This is a genomic window from Luteibacter jiangsuensis, from assembly GCF_011742555.1.
In the GTDB taxonomy this organism is placed as follows: Bacteria; Pseudomonadota; Gammaproteobacteria; order Xanthomonadales; family Rhodanobacteraceae; genus Luteibacter; species Luteibacter jiangsuensis.
Genome location: NZ_JAAQQR010000004.1, coordinates 139,382 through 164,555 on the forward strand (window position 1 = coordinate 139,382; position 25,174 = coordinate 164,555).

At 66.5% G+C, this 25,174-nt stretch carries 17 protein-coding genes; 5 read left to right on the forward strand and 12 right to left on the reverse strand.

Annotation, left to right across the window (positions count from 1 at the left end; all coding sequences use genetic code 11):
* Positions 1-122 precede the first annotated feature (122 nt).
* From HBF26_RS10515 to rapA, 4 genes are all read left to right on the forward strand, one after another.
* Complete coding sequence (locus tag HBF26_RS10515) at positions 123-1,694, forward strand: ArnT family glycosyltransferase (RefSeq protein ID WP_167125784.1); 1,572 nt, start codon at positions 123-125, stop codon at positions 1,692-1,694.
* A gap of 202 nt (positions 1,695-1,896) precedes the next feature.
* Positions 1,897-4,215 carry a catecholate siderophore receptor Fiu gene (locus tag HBF26_RS10520; RefSeq protein ID WP_167125786.1) on the forward strand — a complete coding sequence of 773 codons (2,319 nt, stop codon included), beginning with the start codon at positions 1,897-1,899 and terminating at the stop codon, positions 4,213-4,215.
* A gap of 18 nt (positions 4,216-4,233) precedes the next feature.
* Entirely contained in the window at positions 4,234-4,914 is a 681-nt protein-coding gene (locus tag HBF26_RS10525; RefSeq protein WP_167125788.1) for a Fe2+-dependent dioxygenase, read from the forward strand.
* A 64-nt stretch (positions 4,915-4,978) separates the two neighbouring features.
* Positions 4,979-7,810 (forward strand): RNA polymerase-associated protein RapA, encoded by a 2,832-nt coding sequence (rapA, locus tag HBF26_RS10530; RefSeq protein WP_167125790.1) that lies wholly within the window; start codon positions 4,979-4,981, stop codon positions 7,808-7,810.
* A gap of 16 nt (positions 7,811-7,826) precedes the next feature.
* Here rapA and HBF26_RS10535 read toward each other — a convergent pair whose 3' ends face one another.
* The 6 genes from HBF26_RS10535 to HBF26_RS10560 all read right to left on the reverse strand — a co-directional run bounded on the left by HBF26_RS10535 (position 7,827) and on the right by HBF26_RS10560 (position 18,849).
* Positions 7,827-12,134 carry a dermonecrotic toxin domain-containing protein gene (locus tag HBF26_RS10535; protein ID WP_167125792.1) on the reverse strand — a complete coding sequence of 1,436 codons (4,308 nt, stop codon included), beginning with the start codon at positions 12,132-12,134 and terminating at the stop codon, positions 7,827-7,829.
* A 191-nt stretch (positions 12,135-12,325) separates the two neighbouring features.
* On the reverse strand, positions 12,326-12,976 hold the full coding sequence (locus HBF26_RS10540) for a rhomboid family intramembrane serine protease (protein WP_167126516.1): 651 nt from the start codon (positions 12,974-12,976) through the stop codon (positions 12,326-12,328).
* Between the two features lie 55 nt (positions 12,977-13,031).
* Positions 13,032-14,636 carry a SulP family inorganic anion transporter gene (locus tag HBF26_RS10545; protein WP_167125794.1) on the reverse strand — a complete coding sequence of 535 codons (1,605 nt, stop codon included), beginning with the start codon at positions 14,634-14,636 and terminating at the stop codon, positions 13,032-13,034.
* A complete protein-coding gene (locus HBF26_RS10550) occupies positions 14,636-15,079 on the reverse strand; it encodes a DUF3574 domain-containing protein (RefSeq protein ID WP_167125796.1) in 444 nt (147 codons plus the stop codon). Before HBF26_RS10550 ends, HBF26_RS10545 begins: the two co-directional genes overlap by 1 nt.
* A 1,024-nt stretch (positions 15,080-16,103) precedes the next feature.
* A complete protein-coding gene (locus HBF26_RS10555; RefSeq protein WP_167022194.1) occupies positions 16,104-17,201 on the reverse strand; it encodes an OmpA family protein in 1,098 nt (365 codons plus the stop codon).
* 196 nt (positions 17,202-17,397) lie between these two features.
* The gene (locus HBF26_RS10560) at positions 17,398-18,849 is read right to left on the reverse strand and encodes a bifunctional 2-methylcitrate dehydratase/aconitate hydratase (RefSeq protein ID WP_167125798.1); all 1,452 of its coding nucleotides are present in this window, start codon (positions 18,847-18,849) and stop codon (positions 17,398-17,400) included.
* 284 nt (positions 18,850-19,133) lie between these two features.
* Here HBF26_RS10560 and HBF26_RS10565 point away from each other — a divergent pair, with 284 nt between their 5' ends.
* Positions 19,134-19,814 carry a TerC family protein gene (locus tag HBF26_RS10565; protein ID WP_167125800.1) on the forward strand — a complete coding sequence of 227 codons (681 nt, stop codon included), beginning with the start codon at positions 19,134-19,136 and terminating at the stop codon, positions 19,812-19,814.
* Between the two features lie 155 nt (positions 19,815-19,969).
* On the opposite strand, the gene HBF26_RS10570 is transcribed toward HBF26_RS10565, so the two are convergent.
* From HBF26_RS10570 to HBF26_RS10595, 6 genes are all read right to left on the reverse strand, one after another.
* Complete coding sequence (locus HBF26_RS10570) at positions 19,970-20,824, reverse strand: outer membrane protein (RefSeq protein WP_167125803.1); 855 nt, start codon at positions 20,822-20,824, stop codon at positions 19,970-19,972.
* Positions 20,825-20,967: 143 nt separating this feature from the next.
* Complete coding sequence (locus HBF26_RS10575) at positions 20,968-22,359, reverse strand: acetate kinase (RefSeq protein WP_205287622.1); 1,392 nt, start codon at positions 22,357-22,359, stop codon at positions 20,968-20,970.
* Positions 22,360-22,362: 3 nt separating this feature from the next.
* Positions 22,363-22,989 carry a hypothetical protein gene (locus tag HBF26_RS10580; RefSeq protein WP_167125806.1) on the reverse strand — a complete coding sequence of 209 codons (627 nt, stop codon included), beginning with the start codon at positions 22,987-22,989 and terminating at the stop codon, positions 22,363-22,365.
* Positions 22,986-23,675: a C39 family peptidase gene (locus tag HBF26_RS10585; protein ID WP_338039665.1), complete on the reverse strand. Its 690-nt coding sequence runs from the start codon at positions 23,673-23,675 to the stop codon at positions 22,986-22,988. Before HBF26_RS10585 ends, HBF26_RS10580 begins: the two co-directional genes overlap by 4 nt.
* Complete coding sequence (locus HBF26_RS19560; RefSeq protein ID WP_167125809.1) at positions 23,672-24,037, reverse strand: hypothetical protein; 366 nt, start codon at positions 24,035-24,037, stop codon at positions 23,672-23,674. The genes HBF26_RS10585 and HBF26_RS19560 overlap by 4 nt, the downstream gene beginning before the upstream one ends.
* An 89-nt stretch (positions 24,038-24,126) precedes the next feature.
* Complete coding sequence (locus tag HBF26_RS10595) at positions 24,127-25,035, reverse strand: hypothetical protein (protein WP_167125812.1); 909 nt, start codon at positions 25,033-25,035, stop codon at positions 24,127-24,129.
* Positions 25,036-25,174 lie beyond the last annotated feature (139 nt).

Below are 25,174 nucleotides of genomic sequence, written 5' to 3' on the forward strand. Positions count from 1 at the left end.
ACGCGAGTGCGGCGCCTTTTTTCATGCCTCAGGCCCTCCTCCAAAAGGCATAGTGCGCCTTTCTCGCAAAACCGTGCTTCGGTTCTAAGGACACGCTAAGCACCGGTTCCTACCATCCGCACATGCCGCGCATGCTCAGCCATTTCGATGGACCGCTACGCCGTCCGTGGCCATGGGTCGGTCTTGTCGCGCTCGTGGCGGCCCTTCTTCCGGCGGTCCCCATCGACGAGACGCGGTATCTCACCGTCGCATGGGAGCTCCAGCATAACGACGGGTTCGCGCTGCTGACCTTGAACGGTCGCCCCTACCTCGACAAGCCGCCGCTCCTTTTCTGGCTGATCGGACTGGCGTGGCATGTATGCGGCCACTCGATCTGGGCCGCGCGTATGGTTTCGCTCGCGGCGGCGGCGGGAACCATAGCGCTGCTGGGCGCGATCGAGCGCCGGCTGATCGACGGCGGCCACCACCGACCGCTCGCCCCCTGGATTCTGCTTCCCTTCGTGCTTTTCGATGCGTTCTCGGGCAGCGTCATGTTCGACGTACCGTTGTGCTTCTTCGTCGCAGGCAGCCTGCTTGCCCTGATCCACTGGCTTCGCGACGGGCATGCCGTCGCCTTCGTGTTGCTGTTCGCCTGCGCGGCGCTGGGCATGCTGATGAAAGGCCCGGTCGTCGCGGTACATTTGATCGGTCCAATCTTGCTGAGCCCCTGGTGGAACGCTCCTCACCCACCGAGACCCTGGCGCATCGGACTGGCCGTCGCCGCACTCCTGCTGTCCTGCCTTCCGCTGACCTGGTGGGCCGCGAGCGCCGCGGCGGAAGTCGACCATGTGCCAGTCTTCGAGACGTTGCGCCACCAGGCATTCGGTCGGGTGACCGATAGTTTCGCGCATCGCCGCGGCCCGTACTGGTACCTGCTGTTGCTGCCCCCGCTCTTCCTGCCCTGGATCCTGTGGATTCGCTGGCGGCCCTTCGCACACGGCGCGCGCGCCGCCGGTCGGGATCCTCGCATGCGTTTCGGCGTCGCCTCGTCGGCCGTTGCGCTGCTGCTGTTCTCCCTGATCAGCGGCAAGCAGCTGCATTACCTGCTCCCGTTGCTGCCCGGAGCCTCGCTGATCCTCGCCGCCATCGTGAACGCGCAACCGGAGACGATCGACCATCGTCGCCCCGCGTACGCGATCCTTCTCGCTACTGTGGCATGCGCATGGCCCGTCGCCCTCGCCTGGTCGGGAAGGAATGAGCACGCCGGATGGCTACCCACGGCGGTCGCGGCTTTCGCCTTGCTGGCCCTTGCGATGTTCGTCTCGGCACGCCGCTACCGTGGGATCGAGACGACCTCGGTGGCTTCGCTGTGCATCGTGGTTGCCCTGTTGCTGCAACTCGGCGCGGTGCTCCGGCGATCGCCCAACGTCGACGACCTCGCCGGATACGTTCGCGACCTTCGTCAGCGCGGCGTGCCCTTGGTCGCGCTGGACGACGAGCCCGGCATGGTCGGATTCCTCGCTCGGCTGCCGGAGCCCCTGCCTGTCGTCGATGCGGCCGATGCCGCCCGGTGGGCGACCGAGAACCCCGAGGGCATCGCCCTGATCCACGGCGGAAAGAGCCAGCCACCCGCCGGAGCACTTCTGGTCGTGAAGTTGGCGGATGGCTGGGAAGGCCTGGTGCCTGCGCCGATAGTGCGCCGCGGCGACTATTAGGGGCCGGTCGCGCACCGGCTTGCGATACGATTGCAAATCGTTCTCATTAAAATTACGATAGCCGGCAAGACGGGTCCCGTACCCGCGCACGCCTGACCCAGGGACAACAGGAGCCTTGCATTCGCGCGCCCCCAGTGACGCGCGAGCGGTGGCGTATGCGCGAACGAAGGCCGTTCCCTTCATTCGCACAAGGATCGATCCAATGGCCTTTATTACGAGCCGCAAGCACGCCGCCCCCGTCGCGCGCACCGTCGGTGCCGCCGTTCTCCTCACGCTCGCCCACGGTGCCGCCGCTGCCGACGTTCCCGCCGATGTCGCCGTGCCGCCGCAGCAGGCCAAGGTCAATGATGCGCAGGCGCTGCCCGGGATGAAGGTGGAAGCCGACCGCTCCAGCGATTACCGCGTGGACAAGGTCTCGTCGCCGAAATTCACCCAGTCCCTGCTCGACACGACGCAGACCATCCAGGTGATCGGCAAGGAACTGATCCAGCAGCAAGGCGCCACCACCCTTACCGAGGCCCTGCGCAACAGCCCTGGCGTGGGCACGTTCTACGTGGGCGAGAACGGTTCGACGAACACCGGCGACTCCATCTACATGCGCGGATTCGACACCTCCGGCAGCATCTTCGTGGACGGGGCGCGCGACCTCGGCACGGTATCGCGCGACGTGTTCAATATCGAACAGGTGGAGGTCACCAAGGGTCCTGACGGCACCGAATACGGCCGCACCGCGCCCACGGGGGCCGTGAACCTGGTAACCAAGCAACCGGTGCTCGGTAACGGCCTTTCGGGCTCCGTGCAGGTGGGCAGCGGACAACGCCGCCGCGGCACGGCCGACTGGAACCAGCAGATGGGCAACGACGCGGCGTTCCGCCTCAATGTGCTGGGCCAGGAAAGCGGCGTCTACGGCCGCGACCAGGTCGAAACGAACCGCTGGGGCATTGCACCCTCGCTTGCGTTCGGCCTCGGTACGCCCACGCGCGTCTACCTCGATTACCTCCACATCAAGCAGAACAACGTGCCCGACGGCGGCGTGCCCACCATCGGGCTGCCGGGTTACAGCAGCCCGGACAAGCGCGCCTTCCTCGCCGATGCGCGCAAGGTCGATCCTGACAACTTCTACGGCACCAGCCAGGACCACGACCACGTCACCCAGGACATGTTCACGGTGATCGTGGAGCACGACTTCAGCGAGAAGGTGGCCCTGCACAACACGACCCGCTTCGGGCGCACCGCGCAGGACTACCTGCTCACCGCGTTCATGGGCTCGACGGCCAACCTGCTGACGCCGGATCCCACCGACCCCTCCACTTGGACGATCGCGCGCAGCCTTCCAACCTTCAAGCACCAGTCCAACCGCATCGCCACCAACCAGACCAACCTCACGGCCTCGATCGTCACGGGCGCCGTGACGCAGGACATCAGCACCGGTGTCGAACTCACCCAGGAACGTGCCCGCACGATCGGCATGGCCACGTCGAGCGGCAGCACCTGGCCCGCGGCAAACCTGTACCGGCCTTACTCCGACGTTGGCGGGCTGCGTTATCACGAGACGGGCGCCGCAAGCCAAGGCAAGACGAACACCGCGGCGGCTTATATCTTCGACACCGTGAAGTTCGGCGAGCACTGGCAGGTGAACGCCGGCGTACGTTTCGACCACTACAAAACCGACTTCAACAGCACGGTGGTGTGCGGCGGTCGCGGCGCTCCGGTCTGCGGCCCCCTGCCCGCGGGCAGCATCGTTCCCGGCGTGGACGCGAAGAAGAGCGACAACCTCGTCAATTACAAGGTGGGCGTGCTCTACAAGCCGGTATCGAACGGCAGCATCTACGTGAACTTCGCGCAGTCGCAGGAGCCGCCGGGCGGCAACACCCTTACCCTGTCGGCCTCGGCGAACAGCGCCGACAACCCCAACTTCGATCCGCAGAAGGCGCGCACCGCCGAGATCGGCACGAAGTGGGACCTCCTCGGTGAAAAGCTCCTGCTCACCGCGGCGCTCTATCGCACCACGGTGACCAACGAACTCGTGCAGGACCCGACCGACCTGCTGTACTACCAGATCGGCAAGAAGCGCGTGCAGGGCGTGGAAATCTCGGCTCTCGGCAAGCTCACCGACAACTGGGCGGTGAGCGCCGGCTTCACGACGATGGACGCCACGGTGGAAAAGGGCGCGGGCGTCACGGCCAACGGTTCCGACGATCTCGCCTACACGCCGAAGCGGGCGTTCACAGCCTGGACCACGTATCGCCTGCCCTTCGATCTCACCGTCGGCGGCGGCGCGCGTTACTCGGGCGAACTGCAGCGCGGCACCGATGGCGCCGTGGGCACGCCGGCGTATACCGAGGCTTACTGGGTGTTCGACGCGATGGCCAGCTACCCGATCAACCGGCATGTGGACCTCCAGCTGAACGTGTACAACCTGTTCGACAAGCGCTACGTCGCCGCCATCAACAAGAGCGGCTACCGCTACACTCCGGGCACGCCGCGTTCGGCCATGCTCACCGCGAACATCCGTTTCTGATCGCCCGAGGAAACCGCCATGCTGATGCACATCCCGGAAGTCCTGAGCAAGGAACAGGTTGCCGGGGTGCGTGCCGCCATGGAGGGTGCCGAGTGGACCGACGGTCGCCAGACCGTCGGTCCGCAAGGCGCACGGGTGAAGCGCAACCTGCAGCTGCCCGAGGCGTCCACGCTGCGCCGCGAACTGGGTGCGATGGTGGTCGCCGCCCTCGCCCGCCATCCGCTCTACCACGCGGCGGTGCTGCCGCTGCGTACGCTGTCGCCGCGCTTCAACCGCTACGAAGGCGGCGGCGAGTACGGCTTCCACATCGATGGCGCGGTGATGGCCACCGGCGACGCCGACACCCACGTTCGCAGCGATATCTCGTGCACGCTCTTTCTCAGCGAACCGGAGGAATACGACGGCGGCGAACTCATCGTCAGCGACACCTATGGCGAGCACGAAGTGAAGCTGCCCGCAGGCGATGCCATCGTCTATCCGTCGTCCAGCCTGCACCGGGTTACCCCGGTCACGCGGGGCGCCCGTATCGCTTCGTTCTTCTGGATACAGAGCATGGTGCGCGACGATGGCGCCCGTCGCCTGCTGCTGGAACTGGACACCGCGATACGCACGCTCTCCGCCAGCGGCGCCGATCAGGCTTCGATCCTGCAATTGACCGGCGTTTACCACAACCTGCTGCGGCGCTGGGCGGAAACCTGAGGTAGCGGGACCGGGCCTCGGGAGCGGATAATTGGCGCCCCCTTGATGTCCCGGCTCCCCAAGCATGTTTCAACCCGGTCAACGCTGGATTTCCACCGCCGAGCCCGAGCTCGGTCTCGGCACCATTCTTCGCGTGGAAGGACGCAGCGTACAGGTGCTGTTCGCCAAATCCGGCGTTCTTCGCCCCTATGCCGCCGACAGCGCGCCGCTGATCCGCGCGGAGTTCCGCGCCGGCCAGCGCGTGTCGGGCAAAGGCATCGCCTTCCTGGTGGAACGCATCGAGGAACGCGACGGCCTGTTCGTGTACCGCGGCGAGGGCCGGGAACTGGAGGAAGGCCAGCTCGACGATGAGCAGGCGCTTTCGCAAGCCGACGACCGCCTGATCGGCGGCCGCACCGATCCGAACGACCGCTTCGACCTTCGCTTCGAGGCCCTGCGCCGCCGAGCCGACGCGCGCCGTTCCGCCGCCTGGGGCCTCGAATCCGCACGCATCGGCCTCGTGCCGCACCAGTTGCGGGTAGCGAGCATCGCCGCCGCGCGCCGGCCGCCCCGCGTGCTGCTCGCCGACGAAGTGGGCCTGGGCAAGACCATCGAGGCCGGCATGATCCTCGCCCGGCAACTGGCCACGGGACGCGCCGGCCGCGTGCTCGTGCTGCTGCCGGAAACCCTGGTCTACCAGTGGTTCGTGGAATTGCTGCGCCGGTTCAACCTTTCCTTCTCGATCTTCGACGAGGAACGCTGCGAGGCCATCGAGCAGGCGAACGACGGCCGCAATCCCTTCGAGGACGAACAGCTCGTCATTGCCGATTTCGCGTTCCTGGAAAGCTCGCCGAAGCGAGCCGCGCAGCTCGTCGAAGCCGGCTGGGACCTGATCGTGGTCGACGAGGCGCATCACCTCGAATGGACGCCGGAAGGCGCCAGCCCCCGCTACCGGCTCGTGGAGGAGCTGGCCTCGGCCACCCCGGGCGTGATCCTGCTCACCGCCACACCGGAACAGCTGGGCCGCGCGGGCCACTTCGCGCGCCTGCGCCTGCTCGATCCGCAGCGGTACGCCGATCTGGACACCTATCTTGCCGAGTCGGCGGGTTACACCGAACTCTCGGACATCGCCAGCACACTGGCGGCAGGCAGCCCGCTGGACACCGCGCAACGCGGCATGCTGGCCGACCGCTTCAAGGGCGACCGCGAGTTGGCGGCGCTGCTCTCGCGCGACGAGGCCAGCGACGAACTGCTGGCGGCGCTCATCGACCGGCACGGCACGGGGCGTGCCATGTTCCGCAATCGCCGCGCCGGCATCGGCGGCTTTCCGCGACGCACGCCGGACATCCTGGCGATCGATCCGTCCACGCTCGATGCCGGGCGCCGCGAGGCGCTGCTCGCCGAATTCCGTTCGGACATCCAGCAACCGCCCGCCGCACTCGAGTTCGACTACGCGAACGATCCGCGCCTCGCTGCGCTGATCGGCCTCCTGGACGCGCATCCCAACGACAAGTTCCTCCTCATCTGCCGCAGCCAGGCCAAGGTGATGGCGATCGAAGACGCCCTGCGCACCCGCAGCGGCGTCGGCGTGGCCCGCTTTCACGAGGGCCTGGGCATCGTGCAGCGCGACCGCAATGCGGCCTTCTTCGCGCAGCCCGATGGCGCACGCCTGCTGCTGTGCTCGGAGATCGGTTCCGAGGGGCGCAACTTCCAGTTCGCCCATCGCCTGGTGATGTGGGACCTGCCGCTGGACCCCGACCTGCTCGAACAGCGCATCGGGCGCCTCGACCGCATCGGACAGAAGCACGACATCGTCGTCCACGTACCGGTGCTGCGACAGAGCGCGCAGCACGTGCTGGCACGCTGGTACGACGAAGGCCTGGACGCGTTCCGCACGAGCCCCGCGGACGGGCGCGAACTGCTGCGCCGTTTCGGCAACCTGCTTTCCACGCTTGCCGACGCACACGCACGCGAGGACGACGACCGCGACCAGGAACTCGACGCGCTCATCGCCGAAACGCGCGGCGCGCACGAGGAGCTGTCGGCGCTGATCCATGCCGGGCGCGACCACCTGCTCGAACTGGCGGCCAGCCGCGATCCGCATGCCGACGACCTGGCAGGCAGTTTCGCCGCGGAAGACGACGACGCGCTGCGCGATCTCTTCGTACAGCGGTTGTTCGAAACCTACGGTGTGCACGCGGAAGAACTGGCCCCCGGCATCGTGTTGCTCGATCCGCAATACCTGTCCACCGATGGCCTGCCGGGTTTCGCCGACGGCCCTGTTTCGGTCACGTTCTCGCGCCATGTCGCGCTGTCCCGCGAAGACCTGCCCCTGCTTCGCCTCGACCATCCGATGGTCGCCGCGGCAGTCGACCTGCTCGTTTCCGGCGAGGATGGCAATGCCGCTTTCCTCGTGGACGATGCCCTGCCCGTGCGCACGGCGCTGCTGCAGGCCGTGTTCGTGCTGGAAGTGGTGGCCGACCGCGCGCTCGATGCGGGTCGCTTCCTGCCGGCCACGCCGCTCATGCTCACGGTGGACACGAAGCTGAGCGAGCGTCCGCAGTTCCGGCCCAGTGACGTGGCGATCCGCCGTGCGGCGGATCGCAATATCGAGGTGCCGCGCTATCGCAAGTTCCTTTCCAAGCTCGTGCCGCCGATGCTGGAGCGTGCGCAGGACATCGCCGCCGCACGTGCCGACGCGTTAAAGGCCGAGGCCATGGCGGCGGCACGCACGGAACTGGACGCCGAGCACGCGCGGCTGGTCGCGCTGCACTCGGTCAATCCGTCGATCACCGACGAAGAAGTGGACGCGATCGCCGCCGAGAGGGACGCGCTGCTTGCCGCCATCCCCGAAGCGCGACTGCGCCTGGACGCCGTGCGCTTCGTGGTGAGCCCGGACTTCCTCGCCTTGCGCTGACCCCGGGCGGCAGGACTTACATCACGGGTGGCGAGCCGAGCGGCGCGAGAACCTGCACCGCCGTGCGCGCGAGCTCGTGCAGGGTTTTCGCCGCCGCCTCGGTGCCCGGCGGCGCGTCCCATGTCGGCATCACGTCGTAGGGCTTGGCGAAGTAGCTCATGTAGTCGCGTCTCGCGGCGCGGCTACCCAGCCAGTCGAGTCCGGCATGGCGCAGCGTGCCGTACCTTTCATAGAGGCGGCGCATGTAGCGGACGTATCCGGTTTCCGAGATGGGATCGCCCTCCGGGTTCCAGAGGTTGGCCTTCACCGGCGATGCCAGGAGCCGTTCGGTAAACGCGACGGGCGATTCCCGGGTCTCGCTGCCGTTCCGTTCGATCCGCTTCATCGACACGCCGTCGGCCTCCCAGCCGCGGGCCACCGCCCGTATGGCAGCGGGATAATCCCGCGCGGTCGTGCTGACGCCATACATCGGATCCACAATACGGGTGCCGGGCGGCAGGTTCGCGAAGGCACGGCTACCCGCCGCGCCCGTCGATACGAAGCCAAGCGCGTCCGCGTCGGCCGGCATGACCAGGGTAAAGGCGTGCTCCGGCGTCGCGCCGACGACGGCGACGTGCCCGTCTTCCCGCAGAAGGCCTCGCAAACGCCTCGTCTGGACCAGCACCTTGATGTGGCGATCGCCGAAACCGGCTTCGACGAAGGCGCTGATCGGCCGTTCGTCCCTGAGCATCGCCAGGTACGCGGCCGCATCGGGTGTGCCGGCGCGGGACGCGCCGTTATCCGGCACGGGCATCACAAGCTGACGATCCAGCGGCGAGGTTGCCAGTGTGTCCGGCGGCAACGCGGCATGCCACGGACGGGGGGCCGGCTTGCCTGCCAGGTCGAGGTGCGTGGGAAAGCTCACAGCCACACCGGTCACCGGATGGCGGATGGTGAACTCCACTGCGCCTTGCGGCGTGGTGCCTGCCTCCGGCAACGATGTTCCCACGAGACGAAGCATCGGCTGCGGAATGCTGTTGACCATGCGTTCGATAACGGTGAAATCGTTGTCCTCCGCCGGCGGCGGCCGCACGTCGACATTCACGAACGCCTGCAGGTCGGTCACGGGGGGCATAAGATTGAGACCGTTGCGCACGCCTTCTTCCGGAAACCATTCGCCATTGAGATCGACGACGTAGCGGCCGGTGCCACGGCCCGGACCGTCGCCCGGAGCCAGGATCTGAAGGTAACCGCCCGCCTCGGGCGCCTCCGTCTCGACCACTTGCGTACGGCCGTCCAGATGACGCAGCCGCACGTAATGGCGCCCGGCGACGCTCCACTGATCGGCCGTTGCGGCACCCGGCGCGGAAAGGACCGAAGGTGTCTTCACGACCAGATGATCGAGGCCGTGCGGCAGCAGCCCGTCCTGTTCTTCCGCGATCCTCGTGAGGAGCTGCATCAGGAATGGCGCGCCCGTGCCATCGTGTGGTCGTCGCGGGTCGTGCTTCCTCGCCAGCACCTCGTCAAGCACGGGCCATGGATCGCGTTCACCCGGAAACAGTTCCGAACGCCGCGCCTGGTCCGCCGCACGAAGCTTCGCCACCTTGTCCGTGGATACCCAGGTGTGCGGATCGACGAGTGCCTGGCGCAGGCTGGACAGCGCCTTCAGTGCCTGCTTCCTGCCCTTGGGAAGGTCCAGCGGATCGATCCACCGGCGGTGGATGATCTGGAGTTCCGGAAGGGTCGACCGCGCCTCGAGGTTCTCGGCCAGCGTCTTGCGGAATTGCTCTTCCCATCCGCTATGGGCGAGGTCGCCGAGCGCCCTGCCCACCAGCTTGAAGACGGAATTCCACGCTGACGGCGCCGCCAGGGGGTCGCCGACAAGGGTGTAATGGCCATCGGCATGGCGAAGGCGAATGGTGTCGTCCGGAATGCTTTGCGCATCGAATTCGGTGCCGTCCGGCCGCCTTCCGAACTGGAAGTCGTCTCCCTCGAAGAGAGCGATGGGGTGATTCACCTGCTCCGTGATGGACGGAAGCAGCAATTCCACTTCCCTGGGTGTCCAGCCGACCGCATGACGATCGCGCAACCTCCCGGCGAGCGTTTCGAGAATGCCGTGCGCGAGCGACAGGCGCGCCAGCGGACCGGGCTCGCGCGCTTCGGCATCGCGCACACTCGCTTCCGACGAGCCGAACTGGTGCAGCACCTGGGCTGCCCGGTTGAGTGCGTGCGGGTCCGCGGAATAGTCGTTCGCCACGACGTTCGAGAGGTAACTACCGGGCATGTGGTTGGCGTCGGTGAAGTCGAACTCCCACACGGCACCCCGTTTCGGCGCGATTCGGGGGCCTGGCGTGCGATTGCGTAGCAGGGTGCGGTAACCGGTACCGTCGAGGACGATCTGCACCGCCCTTCCGTTTTCCAGTTTCACCATGAGCCTGTCTCCGGCACGGAAGACACCGGGCGACACTTCCGTGGCACCCTGGGGCAAATGCTTCCATGTCTGCGCGACGTAGTCCTCGGCGGACCAGCGCACGAGACGGCCTTCCGAGCTGAGGTAGATGCGGCTGCCTAGACCGGGAAACCTCGGTGCCCGCGCGGGGCTGGCGAGATAGCCGACCCGGCCATTGATCCGCTGCGGCGGCTTGAACGTCGGCTGGCGTCCGGTCACCGGCTCTGCGGCGGCACCGGGCTCGGCGGGGCGCTTGCCGCCAAGTCCCGCCCCGGTGAGCGCCGTCGACACCAGTGTCATGCCGGCCTGCTCGAATCCCCGTTTCCTTTCTTCCAGGGTTTTGCCGTCCACTCCCTGTTCGATACCCGTACCCGTGCCGACGACGGCGAGCGCCACCTGCACGGGGATGACGAGGGGTCGAACGAATCCGAGGGGAGACAGCAACGCTGCCGTGCGGTTGACGGTGACCCGCCATGTCTCCCACGCGTTGCGGGTTTGCACGAGGGCATCGGCGCGAGTCCGGCGCTCCGTCGCGTCCCGCATGTCGTCGAAGACATCGCCCGCGATGGCGGCGTTCGCGTGATCGATCGCGCGCCCGTCATGCTGCCACTGGCCGTTGCCGATTTTTTCCAGACCGTGCCTGACCCCGGTCCAGAACACGCCGTCCTGGCTGTCCTGGATGGAAAAATGCGAAAGCAGGGCGTCCAGCGCATGCGGATCCTGCGCCTGTCCATACACCCACTGTCGAAGTGCCTGCTCGCTGCCGGCCACCACGAACGACGGATCGAAGCCGGGCACGTACATCACCTCGCTCCCGTCGCCGGCGACGAAGCGGACAAGGTTGCTCGCCGTGTAGCCGTTGATGTCGAAGGGACGGATCTGCACCGAGGCGTCCCGCGACGACGTGCGCAGGTGGTCGAGGGTGATGGGGCCGGAAAGCGGAACGTGCGGGGCGCCGCCGCGCATCACGAGTTCGAACTGCTTGTCGTCCAGCAGGCCGGAAGCATGCGCGGCACGTGCCCGGAGCACGAACTGGTAACGGGCGACGACGGCCCAGTTTGCCCGGTGCTCGCGCCAGTACGTGTCCAGCTCGCCTTTCAGGCGGAGGATGTAGGGCAGTTCGGCGAACGCGCTGGGCGCCTTGGCATGTTCGAGGACGTCCGACAGGCGATGCGGGCTCTCATACTCCGCGGAGAAACCTCCTTTCCGGAAGATGCCGAACGCCTCGTCCACGTCGCGCGATTCCTCCTTCGCCGTCTCGATGACGTTGCCCTTGGCGAAAAAGGTGTTGTAGAGGTAACCGGGGCCCGTACGGCTCCAGAGGAACTGCCACAGATCGCCGAACACACCCTTTACGCTGCTCGCGTGGATCAGGTGCTCTCCGAGTTCGACGATGCCCGGGCTGTGTCCGCCGCTGCCCAATCCGCCAACGGTATCCGCGGCCACGGCGAACGTGCTGTAGCCAGCCTGCTCCGGGAACGCCTCCATGACCGCATCCACGAGCGGAACGGTGTGGTCGGGCTTGCCGCGACGTCGTCCACCGGGACCGCGGAAATGCGCGACCACGTAATCGTCGCCCTCGATCTTCAGGTGCTCGCGGATGAAGGCGCGCGCCACCTCGCGCGGATCCGGCGGCAACACTGCGGCAACCCGGGCGGAGATGTCCTCGAAGGCCCTGGCATCGGCCGTGGTGGAGAACGTGAGGGATGCCAGCCAGACCTTGCGCGCCGGCGACGCAGCGGCGGACCCCGCTTGTTCGACCGGCTGGCTTGCGCTGCCGGATGCGCCCATCGGTTGCGCCGCGGCGAAGGGCATGCCGGCCAGGTACGACATCGTCGCGGAAGCCAGCAAGGTACTCAACACCCGCAAGCGTGCAGGTGCGGGGGGCATTGTCATCGTCGACCTCTTGTGTGGAATCAGGGGTGGACGACTGTAGGACTCACATCTGCGTGGAACTGCCACCGCGGGGCGAAAAGCGGGTCAGCGTAGGCCTTCGCGGGACGTCGGACACCGACGGATAGTTCGCCACGAACCGGCGGGCAAACACCCGAAGGCCCGTCGGGAAAGGAGGCGCGGACCCACGGGCGCTACATGGCCCGCCCCGGTCTGACGCCCCACGCCCAGAGCAGGCACAGGCCGGCCACCAGACCACCAAGGTGGGCAAAATGCGCAATGCCTGCGAGCGTACCCGTGACACCGAAGACGAGCTCAGCCGTGCCGTACAGAATGACAAACAACCACGCGGGAATGCCGATGGGAATGGGGATCAGCATCAGCTTTTCGCGCGGGAACAGCATGGCGAACGCACCGAGCAGACCGAACACCGCGCCGGAGGCGCCCACCGTCGGATACATGCGATCCGATTCGAACAGGTAGATGACGGCCAGCTGCGCCACCGCCGCCGCGACCAGGCAGGTGAAGTAGTAGATGGTGAAACGGCGCGCGCCCATCACGCGTTCGATGAGGCCGCCGAACATGTACAGGGCGTACATGTTCAAGACGATGTGCATGAAGCCGCCATGCATGAAGCCGTAGGTCACCAGCTGCCAGACGCGGAATCCGATGCCCGCCACATCGCCGCCACCGAGGTCCACGGCGATGTCGTGCCCGTACGGCCAGAGGGCGAACCAGCGCGTCAGCGCCAGCGTGTCCTGGTCGCGCAAGAGGTACTGCAGCGCGAACACCAGAATGTTGGCAATCAGCAGATTGCGGGTGACCGGCGGCAGGTTCGTCGGCATCGTCATGGTTATCCGGCTGGGCAATGCCCAAGGGTGGTCGCGCGGTCGGTGCAAATCAACCCTTGGGCAGCGCCCGTTCCGAGGCTCCCCCGCCGCCCAGCGATAGAAGCAGCAGGACGACGGCCAACGCGCCATACGCCGCCACGAACGGCCAGACCATGGCCTGGGCCGCGGCGTCCAGGGTCCATGGCAGGTACACCGCGCCTATCGGCTCCACCGAATGGATCAGGCCGAACGCCGTCAGCACGGCGCCCAGCGCCACGATGCCGGCAGCCTTGCGCACGTGCCCGTCGATCATGGCCACTACGAAGCTGGCCCACACCATGGAGGTGATGATGAAGCCATTGCCGAGAATCACGATCACGGCCATGACCGGAACACCGTGGCTGGTGTCGGCATACAGCGCGGCAAAGCGAGTCGGATCGACAATGGTCGGGTCGCCCAGCTTGATCGCCAGCATCCGCGCGATCGCCGGGAAGAAGCTGAAGACCACCGCTCCCGCGTAACGCAGCGGGGTGGCTTCGAACGCTTGCGTGGTGATGCCTATCGAGACGAACACGAGGATAGGTGCCAGCACCGCTACCGGCAGCAGTTCCACCAGGTTCGACAGATAGCCCAGCACGCCGCCCAGGCCGATCACGAGGCCGGTCACGAGTGTGTAGCCCGTGCGTGCGCCCATCGCCTTGTAGGCCGGTTGCCCAATGTAGGGTGTGGTCTGGGCTACGCCGCCGCAGAACCCTGCCACCAGGGTCGCAAGCGCCTCCACGAGCAGGATGTCGCGGGTGGAGTAGTCGTCGCCCGCGGCGCGAGCGCTTTCGGTCACGTTGATGCCACCCACCACCATGAGCAGGCCGAACGGCAGGATGAGGGGAAGGTAGGGCACGGTGGCAGGCAGGCCCTGCAGGAACCCGAGATTGGGCCAGGGAAAGCCGAGTCGCCATTGCCATGTGCCGGGCGGGTGGTATCCCGTGCCCAGCAGGCCTATCGGTCCCAGGCCGTAGTAGAGCAGCACGCCCACGAGGAAGGCACCGAGCACGCCGGGAACCCCGAAGGGCAAACGCCGCTTCGCCACCAGGCAGTACAGCACGATGCCGAGTCCCGCGAAGCCCACGACAGGCACGCGCATGATCTCCACCAGTGGCAGGAAACCCATCAGCACCAGCGCGATGCCCGCAATCGATCCGAGCAGGCCCGCGCGCGGCACCGAGCGCTGCACCCAGGCACCGAAGAAGGAAAGCACGAACTTCAGCACACCCATGACCACCAGTGACGCCATGCCAAGGTGCCACGTGGCCTCGCCGGCGGTGATGTCGTCCATACCCGCGTGGCGATACGCAGCGAAGGCTGGCCCCAGCACCAGCAACGCCATGCCGATGCTTGTGGGCGCATCGATCCCCAGCGGCATCGCGGTAACGTCCGACCGTCCCGTGCGCGCGGCGAGCCGGCGGGCCATCCAGGTGTAGGCGAGGTTCCCCAGCAGGACGCCAAGCGCGGTACCGGGGAACATCCTGCGGAAGACCAGATCGGCGGGCATGCCGAAGATGCCTACCAGTGCGCTCGCCATGAAAGCCAGCAGCGAAAGATTGTCCACGACGAGCCCGAGCACGCCGTTGAGATCGCCACCCCCGAAACGGCGGCGTGGAACGGAATCGATGGCCATCAGAAGGACACCTCCGCCGGCTGGCTCACGCGAAGCACGGACTGGTCGCCGGTCCTGGCCTTCCATGCCGCGCGGATCTCGTCTATCGCCATCCGCTGGGCCGGTGTGTCCGGATGCAGCAGCACCACGATCTTCGAACGCAACCGCTCCGGCACGGATTGCCCCTTGCCCTGCCACTGCCCATAGGCATCGACCACGGTCAGCCCGCTCGGAAAGCGAGGCGTCACCTCCCGATCGAGGAAGGCGCGCCATCCGGCCTCGTCCACCCCGCTCTTTCCATCGGCCGCTCCCAGCCCGAAATACAGCTCGGTGCGCACCCACCCTGTCGCCGCGGCGGGATGCGCCGCATCCCCGGCAAGCACCGGCGCGGGAGCCAGGGGACGCGTTGCACAGCCCGCGCAGGCGAGCGAGATCGATAGCAGAAGGGCTGGCGCAAGTTTCATGGGTCCCCTGTGGACGTCCGTACGGCTATGCGTCCGAAGGGTAGCAGCACTTCCCCGACTTCCGCGAAGACAAAAAAAGGGAGGTGCTTCGCGTAATTCCGGGGTGCGTGGTGCGACCTCCTTTCGCAAGGAACGACGGAAGTCTTCGCGGCGAGGGGAACGGGTACTGGCAACCGACGGTGCGGGTTGTTGTGGAGAGAGCCGGAGCACGAGCCGATGGTGTGCTCTCGCATCGTCGCTGACCAAGGCGCTGGGTGCCTGCTTTCGCAGGCACGACGGTCGGTGGGGACGCAGCGAGACCGTCGCGTCGCGCTCTCGTGCGAGCCGCTTCGCTTTGTGTGGGAGCCGCTTCAGCGGCGATGGCTGCTCGCGGCAAGCGTGCCCGCTGCCGCGGGATCGCCGGCGCAGCCGGCTCCCACAGAGAGCGTCGCGAATCGTCTCGCGCGCGATGGGGACGCGCTCCTACGACACGCGAGAGACTCCCAACTACCGTCGTGCCTGCGAAAGCAGGCACCCAGCGACTTGAGCGCGAACGGTCGCCACAGACTGATAGAACGACGCCGCGCCACGCACTACACAACACACCACCGCACCGTCCGATGCCGGCAGCCGTCGCCCTCGCCGCGATGTCTGGAGTCGAGGGCGTGCGGGCGGAAAAGGCCCGTCAGGGGGCGGGCCAGGACGGCCCGCCGTCTTCGCCGAGGCAGGAGGCCGAGTCGAAGACCCCCGCCCGGACACCCGGGTCCGCCGCGGCGTAAGCCATCAGACACGAGCCGCGCAGCGGCTCTCCTTTCGCAAGGAACGACGGAAGTCTTCGCGGCGAGGGCGACGGCTGCCGGCTTCCCGACCACGTACGAGCGCCGAGCGCGAGGCCGAACAGGCGAGCCCACCCTACGAAGCCCAAGCAGCAAGCGCAAAGCAGGAATCCGCAATCCCCGGAAACACGCGAAGAACCAAAAAAAGAGCCCGGCTTTCGCCGGGCTCCTTCTTGTTGCTACCGATCTTGCGAGCGGTTCGGGGCAGATTACTGCTGAACCTGGAGCTCGGTACGACGGTTGCGAGCGCGGCCTTCGGCCGTGTCGTTCGTGTCGATCGGGTTGTTCTCGCCGTGGCCGATCGGGCCTTCCAGACGATCAGCACCGATGCCGTGCGAGGTCAGGTAGTCGTACACGATCTTCGCGCGACGCTCGGACAGGCCCTGGTTGTAAGCGTCCTTACCCACGCTATCCGTGTAACCGGCAACCGTGACCTTGACCTGCGGGTAACGCTGCAGGGTGTCGACAGCCTGGTCGAGGACGCCCAGCGACTCGCTGGTCGGCTCCTGCAGGGTCGGGCCGATGTTCGTCTCGCCCTTCTTCGGACGGTCGAACTTGAAGTTGACGCCGCGCAGGTCGATGACGACCTTCTGCGGGCAACCATCCGGGCCGACGATCGTGCCAGCCGGGGTGGCCGGGCACTTGTCGTCGCAATCGTTCACGCCGTCGCCGTCGGTGTCGAGCGTGGAGCAGTCCGGAGCAGCCGGGGCCGGAGCAGCGGCCGGAGCCGGAGCAGCCGGCGGCTCGCCGAAGCGCGACACGATCGAGAAGCCGAGGAACCAGTCGCCGTAGCCGTTCTCGCTATCGTTGGTCTTGTCGTCCCAGTCGTAGCGGTAGCCGGCTTCCACGCGGAAGTCGGAGCTGTCGGTGATGGTCTTGGACACGCCGACGCCGAGCTCGGCGGCCGGGGACCAGCCGTTGTCCGACGGGTTGTGGTGGTACGAACCCATCACACCGGCGAGCAGGTACGGACGCCAGCTGTCCCACGCACCAGCGTAGAAGCGGGCGGCAACGCCGTAGCTGTTGTTCGACCAGTGGCCAACGCCATCGTTGTCGCGCTTGGTGCGGTCGGCAAAGATGTCGATCGACGCGTTGTTGGAGATGAACTTGCCGAAGCCCAGGCCGTAGTAAACCTGGCGGCTGTTGGTGTTGCGGTCGGTGTCGTTGTAGTAACCGCCAACCGTCGGGGCGATGTACCAGCGGCCGTCATAGCCGTTACCCGCGGTGTCGGCGGATTCCTGCGCGTGAACGGCACCCACGCCGCCCAGGGCCAAGCCGATCAGCAAAAACAAGCCCTTACGTTTCATCGGTGTCTCCTCATTATTGGTATTCGCGTCCGCGCTCCACCCCAGACGGAAATCGCGCGTAGAACTCTTGTCGAATCCGGGGACTTCAGCCGTCCCTCGCTTTGATACCCCTTCAACGGGCGGCGGCAGTTTAGCAAAAATCAAACAATTGAGCACATGCCAAAAACCGCCGTTCATACTTGAGTCACGGCCATTATCAAGCCGTGAAGAGCGTCATGAACTCGTGAATGGGCATGGCGTCCAGTTTCTCGGGCGACGAGGTAACGGCCAGCACCTTCTCGACGCGGTCGGCGGGCCACTCGGCACGCAGCGCCGATTCGAACTTCTTCAGCAGCACCGGGATACCTTCGGCGCGGCGCTTGCGGTGGCCGATGGGGAAGTCGATGGACACTTTCTCCGTGGACGTACCGTCCTTGAAGAACACCTGGACCGAATTGCCGATATAGCGCTTTTCGGGGTCGAAATAGTCCTTGGTGAATTGCGGATTCTCCACCACCGTCATTTTGTCGCGCAGCGCGTCGATACGCGGATCGGCAGCCACCGAGTCGTTGTAATCGTCGGCGGTAAGACGGCCGAAAATCAGCGGCACGGCCACCATGTACTGGATGCAGTGATCGCGATCGGCATAGTTGGCCAGCGGGCCCGTCTTGTCGATGATGCGGCAACCCGCTTCCTGCGTCTCGATCACCACCTTTTCCACGTCGTCGAGGCGGTTGCCCACCTGCGCGTGCAGCGCCATGGCGCATTCCACCGCCGTCTGGGCGTGGAATTCGGCCGGGAAGCTGATCTTGAACAGCACGTTTTCCATGACGTAGCTGCCGAAGGGGCGCTCGAACTCGAAGGCGTTGCCCTTGAAGGCCACGTCGTAATAGCCCCAGGTCTTCGCCGACAGGGCCGACGGGTAACCCACCACGTTGCGGTAGACGGCGTTGATCGCGTGGGTGACGGCGCGGCGGCAGGCGTCGCCGGCGGCCCAGCTCTTGCGCGGACCCGTGTTCGGGGCATGACGGTAGGTGCGCAGCGCGCCGTTGTCGATCCAGCTGTGCGAGACGGCCGTGGTGATCTGCTCCTTGTCGCCGCCCAGCATGGCCGTGGTGACGGCCGTGGAGGCGAGACGAACGAGGATCACGTGGTCCTGGCCCACGCGGTTGAAGCTGTTCTTGAGGGCGTAGCAACCCTGGATCTCATGGGCCTTGATGGCATAACCAAGGACGTCGCGCACCGTCAGCGGCTTGCCGCCCTCCTTCACCGCCTTGCGGGAAAGGTAGTCGGCCACCGAGAGGATGGCACCGAGGTTGTCGGAGGGATGGCCCCATTCGGCCGCGAGCCAGGTGTCGTTGAAGTCGAGGTAGCGGATCTGCGTGCCGATGGCGAAGGCGGCCTGCACCGGATCGAGTTCGTGGGAGGTGAACGGCACGCGGGAGCCGCCGGCGAGCGTGGCACCCGGAACCACGGGGCCGAGGTGCTTCACGCAGTCCGGGAACTTCATGGCCAGCGCCGAGCAGGCCAGCGAATCCAGCAGCATGTAGCGCGCGGTGTCATAGGCCTCCTGCGAGTCGATGGTGTAATCGGCCACGTAATTGGCGATGTCCACCAGCGGCTGGTCCGGATCGGGACGCGTGGCGGAACGGATGTCGTGTGCGCTCATGGACTTCACTCGCGAGGGGTTGGGAAAGCCGGCGATTTTAACCGGTGACCGCGGGGGGATGTCTTGCCGCGCTGCACCCCAGCGGCCACAATGGCGCCACTACCGCCCGAAGGGGAGTAGTTCCGCGGGCCGTCCCGGCCCGCGCGCCACGATCGTCAGTACGGACGCCACAGCGTCCCGGTCGTAGCGGCGGCTCGCGCCGGGAACGAGACTTTTGTGGCGACGACGGGCGCGCGTACCCGTCGCCGCCGCATGGGTCCACCCGCGCGCAAGGTCTCCCATCCATGGATTTCCTCACCCCCGAGTTCTTTTCCGGCCTCGCCGCCATCGTCCTGCTCGACCTGGTGCTTGCGGGCGACAACGCCATCGTCATCGCGCTGGCGGCACGGAACCTGCCCCGACACCTCCAGAAGAAAGCCGTGTTCTGGGGAACCTTCGGCGCCGTTGCCGTGCGCGTCGCCCTCACCTTCGTGGTTATCTGGCTGCTGAAGCTGCCCGGACTCATGCTGGCGGGCGGTCTCCTGCTGCTCCCGATCGCATGGAAGCTGCTCAAGCCGGGCGAACACGACCCCAACGTGGCCGCCGCCTCCGGCTTCTGGTCTGCCCTGCGCACCATCGTCGTCGCGGACGCGCTCATGGGCCTGGACAACGTGTTGGCGATCGCGGGCGCGGCCAAGGGGCACATGGTGCTGGTCGTGCTCGGCCTCGCCATCAGCGTGCCGTTGGTGGTCTGGGGCTCCACCCTGATCCTGAAGCTGATCCACCGCTTCCCCATCATCATCTACATCGGCGCGGGCGCCATCGCCTGGACCGCCGCACGGATGATCGCGCACGACCATCTCGTCGCCGCGTGGTTCGATGCGCGCCCCTGGGCACCCTGGCTGCTCGACGCGCTACTGGTCCTCGGCATCTGCGGCGGCGGCTGGCTGTGGGCACGCCGGGCACGGCACAAGGCGCTGGCGTAAACGAGCGGCCCCGGCCCCCGGGGCGTCACGCGCTTCCAAGGACTGGGGCCTCAGTGCGAGGTTCTTGTGGTTTTCGGCAGAACAGCCGGAACCCCCAGAGCGAGCAAAAAAAGGCCGCCTTGCGGCGGCCCCTGGATCCCCCGGAACGCGGTGGATCAGAAACGGAAGCGGACGTAGGCCGTCGGACCGTGCACCTTCATGTCGAGGTTGAGGTCGTAGTTGCGCTTGTCCTGGTTCAGCTTGATGCGGGTGTAGGCGTACTCGGCGCCAAAGCCCACGTTCTGCCACGGGAACCATTCCACGCCGACGGCAGCATCCCAGATGTGGCCGTTGAGCTTGCCGCCGTTCTTCTTCACGCCGTTGGCATTCACGTACATGCGCCACTCGTCGTTGAAGGCGTGGCGCCAGCCCAGCTGCAGGTTCGGGGCCCACGCGTTGGCATCGGTGCTGGAGCCTTCGCTGAACGTCTCGCCGTTGACATTGGCGGTACCGAAGATGCTGGCGTCGACCTTGTAGTACGCCGCGCCGAGGCCCAGGCCGAACACGTCGTCGCCGGTGCCGAACCACCACTTGTAGGCGGCGCTGCCGAAGGTGAACTTCAGGTCGCCCTTCACCCGCGCCGTCGCATCGATGGGCTGACCGAGGAAGTTGATCTGCTCGGATAGGTTCTTCGAATGCGAGCGGTCCACCTGGTAGTAATCGAAGGTGAAGCCCTGGTGCTCGCCGATCAGGAAGTCGAGACGAACACGCGGTTCGACCTTTTTCTTCTTGAAGTCGAGGTCGTCTTCGAGGTTCACGTCGCCACTGGTGTTGAGGACGCCTGTCTTCGCGCCGATCGTCGTGTCGTTATTCGTGTAGTAGCCACCAACCCAGAGGCTGATGTTGTCCAGCGCGCGCGACTGCGACTTCTTGTTGCTGTCCTGTGCGTGCGCGGCCGCGCCGAAGGCGGCGAGCGAAGCGATGGCAAGGCCCGCGGCGAGCTTGGCGTGACGAGGTGGACGTGTGTGCATTCTGAAAACTCCCTGCAAGGTTTTTGTTCGTAACCCCCGGACGAAAGATTAACGAGCCCTTGCGTGTGCATTCCGTGCACGGGAACCTTCGCGTGTTCGAAACGCGTTCAGGCAACACTTGGTGAAGCGCATGTGAAATCGCGTCAGAGCGTGATCGGCACGCGCACCGTGACCGTCGTGTCAGGCGTGTCGCGCGTGATGCCGACCCCCAGCGTCACGTTCAGCGTCTCCTTGTCGTTGAAGCGATACGAGCCACCGATCAGCAGCGAACCAAGCGTGGCTCGTGCGGAACCGGGTAGCGGGTGGCCGTTTTGCGTGGTGCGCCCCACGAAGGCCTGATCGTAGCCGATGCTGATGGACGCCTTCTCGTTCAGGGACAGGCCCATGCCAATGCTGATGTCCGCGATGTCGCCCGCCTTCACGTCACCGAGGAACTGCTTGCCCGCCCCGAGCACATTGCGGCTGACGTTCTTTCGCTCGAAATTGTGCAGGTAGCTCAGATTGCCGAAGAACACGACGGGGTCGGACGGATACAGCCAGGTCACGCCGAGTTGCGCGGAATAGAACCCTGTGCCGGTCGGGCTGCGCAACGGCAGGCCTGTGCCGGTGAAGTTTTCCACGCAACGCGTGACGCAGTCGCTGGTGACTTCGAACGGGTCGCGACCCGTGCGCGACTTGGCGCGGAACCAACCGATGTAATACGGCTTGTCCGCGCCGCCGTCATTGAGCTGATAGCGCAACGTCGCCTCGACGTCGCCGATGCCCTTGCCGCTCGTGGTGAAGAGGCGGTCCTGGGCAGTGCCCGTGAAGATCTCGCGGCTGATGGTGTCGGTGTGCGTGTCCACGTAGGGAACGCGCACTTCGAGTTCCATGCGATTGGTCAGACCGTAGCGGAACGCCACCGCACCGGTCTGCGTGGTGGTTTTCACCTGACGCACGTCCACGAGGCCGATGAGGATCGCGGGAATCACGGTATAGCCCACGAGCGCGACACGATCGCTGGATGAATAGCCGTACTGGTACGACGGCTCGAGTATCAGCTTCCCGCGCGGGGTGAGTACGCCGGGTTGATCGAAGATGGGCGCGACTTCCGGCGGGCGTTCGTCCTGCTCCGGACGCCGCCCCACGGGCTGGGTGGCCACCACGGGCGCCGAGCCCGGCGCCGCTGGCGCTCCCGGCGGCGGCGCGGCCGGCTGCTCCTGGCCCGTGGCCGCCTGGGCACGGGGATCGGCAAGCGCGGCGGAACCGCCCCGCGCTTCTTCAAGCGCATTGAGTCCGATGGCGCGGCGAAGGTCGTTGTACTGCACCTCCTGCGCGGCCAGCTCGCGTTTCATCTGTTCCAGTTCCGCGAGCTGCTCGGCCATGCGGCTGCGCATGGCGTCGATGCGTTTCCCCTGTGCCTCGATCTTCTCCCGCAACGCCGGATCGACCTGCGATTCCTGCGCGAGGCATGCGCCCACCCATAGCGGAAGCGTGGCGAGCGCCAGTGCGCCCGCGCATGTCCTTGCCTGCATCACCCTGCCATTGCGATACATGCGTCAATTCCCCCGGAATTGGATCACCGCGTCATGGAGCGATTCGGCAAGCCGCATGCCTTGCAGCGCGTTCGCGGTGTTCACCGAAGCATCGATCGTGGTGGTGGCCGAGATGGCCTGGTTGTCGAGCGAGTTCTGCACAACGAGTCCCGGCAATCCGGACGAGGGCAGCGTGGCCGTGACTGCTGCCGGCAACGCCTGCATCGGCGCGGGCGTCACCGCCGCCGTGGAGGCTGGCGGCGTGGCGGAGGCGACCGACGGAACCGCCGCGCCCGTCGGAGCCGCCTGTGTCACCGTCGGCATGGAAGACACCGCATCGGCCACGCCGCCCGCACCGTTCGTGATCACGGTGGTGCGCAGGGCATCGCGCAGAGCCGCCGCCTGTTCCGTGGTTATCTTGGCGATGTCCGGAACGCTGATGGTGGTGCGCATCGCCTCCATGCCGTTGATCAGCACGGTGCGTTGCAACGCGAAGGACGCGCGCAGATCGTCGCCGAAGTCGAAGCCGCCGCGGATGCGGTCCAGGCGCGCGTCGGAGAGCGCGCGATCCGCCGGCAGTTCCGCGGCGCCGGCGGTAGCGCAAAGGCCACTTCCGAGCAGCGCGGCGGCGAAAAGGATTCGGGTTTTCATATGTCCCCCGGTCCGCGTTTCGGCATGACGAGGGGACCGAGACCGTTTCGCTCGATGCCTTCGCCAATGGGAGCCGCCGGAGCGACCGCCCAGTCCCGCGGACTGTTGAAGATGGCGCTGTCGCGCCGGTTGTGAATGACGAACACGACGCGATTGGTCCACATGGCGTCGAAGCGTCGCTTCGACATCGCGCGCGTGCCACGGGCCGGATCGCCGACGAGCACGCGGCCGTTCTTGTAGCCCTTCACCACCACGAAGTGGTGGTAGCCACGTTCGTTGATGAGGACGATGGCCGGAATGCCTTCCGCGTCCAGCCGCTCCAGCGGCACCTCGAAGCCGTCGGCCTGGAAGCCGCGCGAAGCGAGGAAGCGCTTGATGTCGAGCAGGGAGAATCCCTCTTTCCCGATCTTCGCGCGATCGCCATGGGTGTACATGACGTCGAACGCCGACTGTTCGTCCACGGGATAGCCATACTGGTAGGTGAGCAACGTCGCCACGGCCGCCGAGCCGCAGCTGAAGTCGTACCGCTGCCGTACCGTATTGCGGAAACGTGCCTCCTTCAGGCTCGTCATCTTCATCGGATACGACGTACCCGGGCTCGTCTGTATCTCTGCCCTGCCCGCGGCAGCGAAGGGGCTCGACAGCGTCGCGAGCAACCCGATGGCGAGGGCGAGGCGTGCTTTCACGGGTTCATCCGCAGGTTGACGATGGTGTTGTTCTGGATGAGCACGTTGTTGCCCGAATTCTGGATGACGGTGGGCAGGCCCGCCGAATTCCCGAAGGCGGAATCGCCGACGAAGTTCGCGCCGCTGTAAGTACCCTTCGCGGTGTTTTCGCTCACGGTGCCATTCGATTCCTGCGTATTGAGGTTGTTGGTGACATGGGTGTCGGTACCGCCGGTCATGCCCTGCAACTGGGCGGCCGACGCGGGCGCACCGAACGACGATGGAGGTGCTTCGCCGGGTGGCGCCAACTGCGCGCCGGCCACGCACGGGGCGGCCAGCAAGGCAAGCGCCACGAACGCGGTGTGGGGTCGGAACATCGGCATGAGTGTTCTCCTGGAGCTGGGGATCCCCTTCGGATGCCACGGGGCGCGGGCGCGCCCCGTGGCTCCCTTCTCGCTACCGTTGCCGCGTGTTACGGGGCGCCGCCGACGCTCAGGTTGGCCTGGACGTTGACGCTCTGCTGGATCAGCGACGACGCGCCCGAGTTGGCCGCGAAGCTGCCGATGCCGGCCAGCGTGGAGCCCGCGCTACCCATGTTGTTGGCCATGCTGTAGCTGCCGGTTCCCACGGAGTTGGAACCGCCGTTCCCGCCGGAACCACCGCTGCCGCCGGTGCCGGAGCCGCCGGAACCCGAGCCGCCGGCCGCGCCTGCGCCGCCGTCGCCCGACATCGCCGTCGCGGTACCGCCCGCACCACCCGTCGAGCTTCCGCCCGTGGAGGTGGGCGAGGAATCGCCTGACGTTGAGGTCGCGCCCGTGCTCGCCGACGCGCCGCCCGTGCCGGCCGTGGATCCGCCGGTCGCCGTATCGTCGCCTGCACCGCGGCCATTCGCCTTGCCGCCGTCGCCGTTGGAGTTGCCGCCGTCCCCGCTGGTGTCGCCGCCGTAGGCCATGCTCGCGCCCCAGGCTCCGCCGCTGCTGGTGCTGGCATCACCGCCGACCGCACCGCGCGCGCGCGCGTTGCCGCTGGCTCCGCCGTCTCCGCCGGAGCCGCCACGGCCGGTCGCGCCATAGCCGTCGCCGCCGGATCCGCCGCGCGCGCCATTGGCGTTGCCGAGGTTCATGGCGACGTTGCCGAGGCTCAGGACGTTATTCCCCGTCACGGTGCCGTTGAGGGTGCTTTCGGCCACCGCGGTGGTCGAGATGGTGTTGAACGAACTGGTTGCCGTGTTGTTGGTGGTGGAGCTGTCGGAATACTGGATGGCCATCGACCGGCGCTGCGCGCTGGGGCCCGCACCTCCGGTCTGGGTGTCGTCGGCCATGGCCGGCAGTGCCAATCCGGTGGCGAGGCAGATCGCCGTGGCAATAAGAGTCTTACGCATGGGAGAGTCTCCTGTGAACGACGCGAAACCCCTGTTTTTTCGGGATGGCCGGACGTCCTGCCAACGCACCGGGTTCCAGCAAAGGAGCAAATTGCGTGCCTTCCGTCGCGTGCGCGGCGAGACGTGATTCCATGCGGAT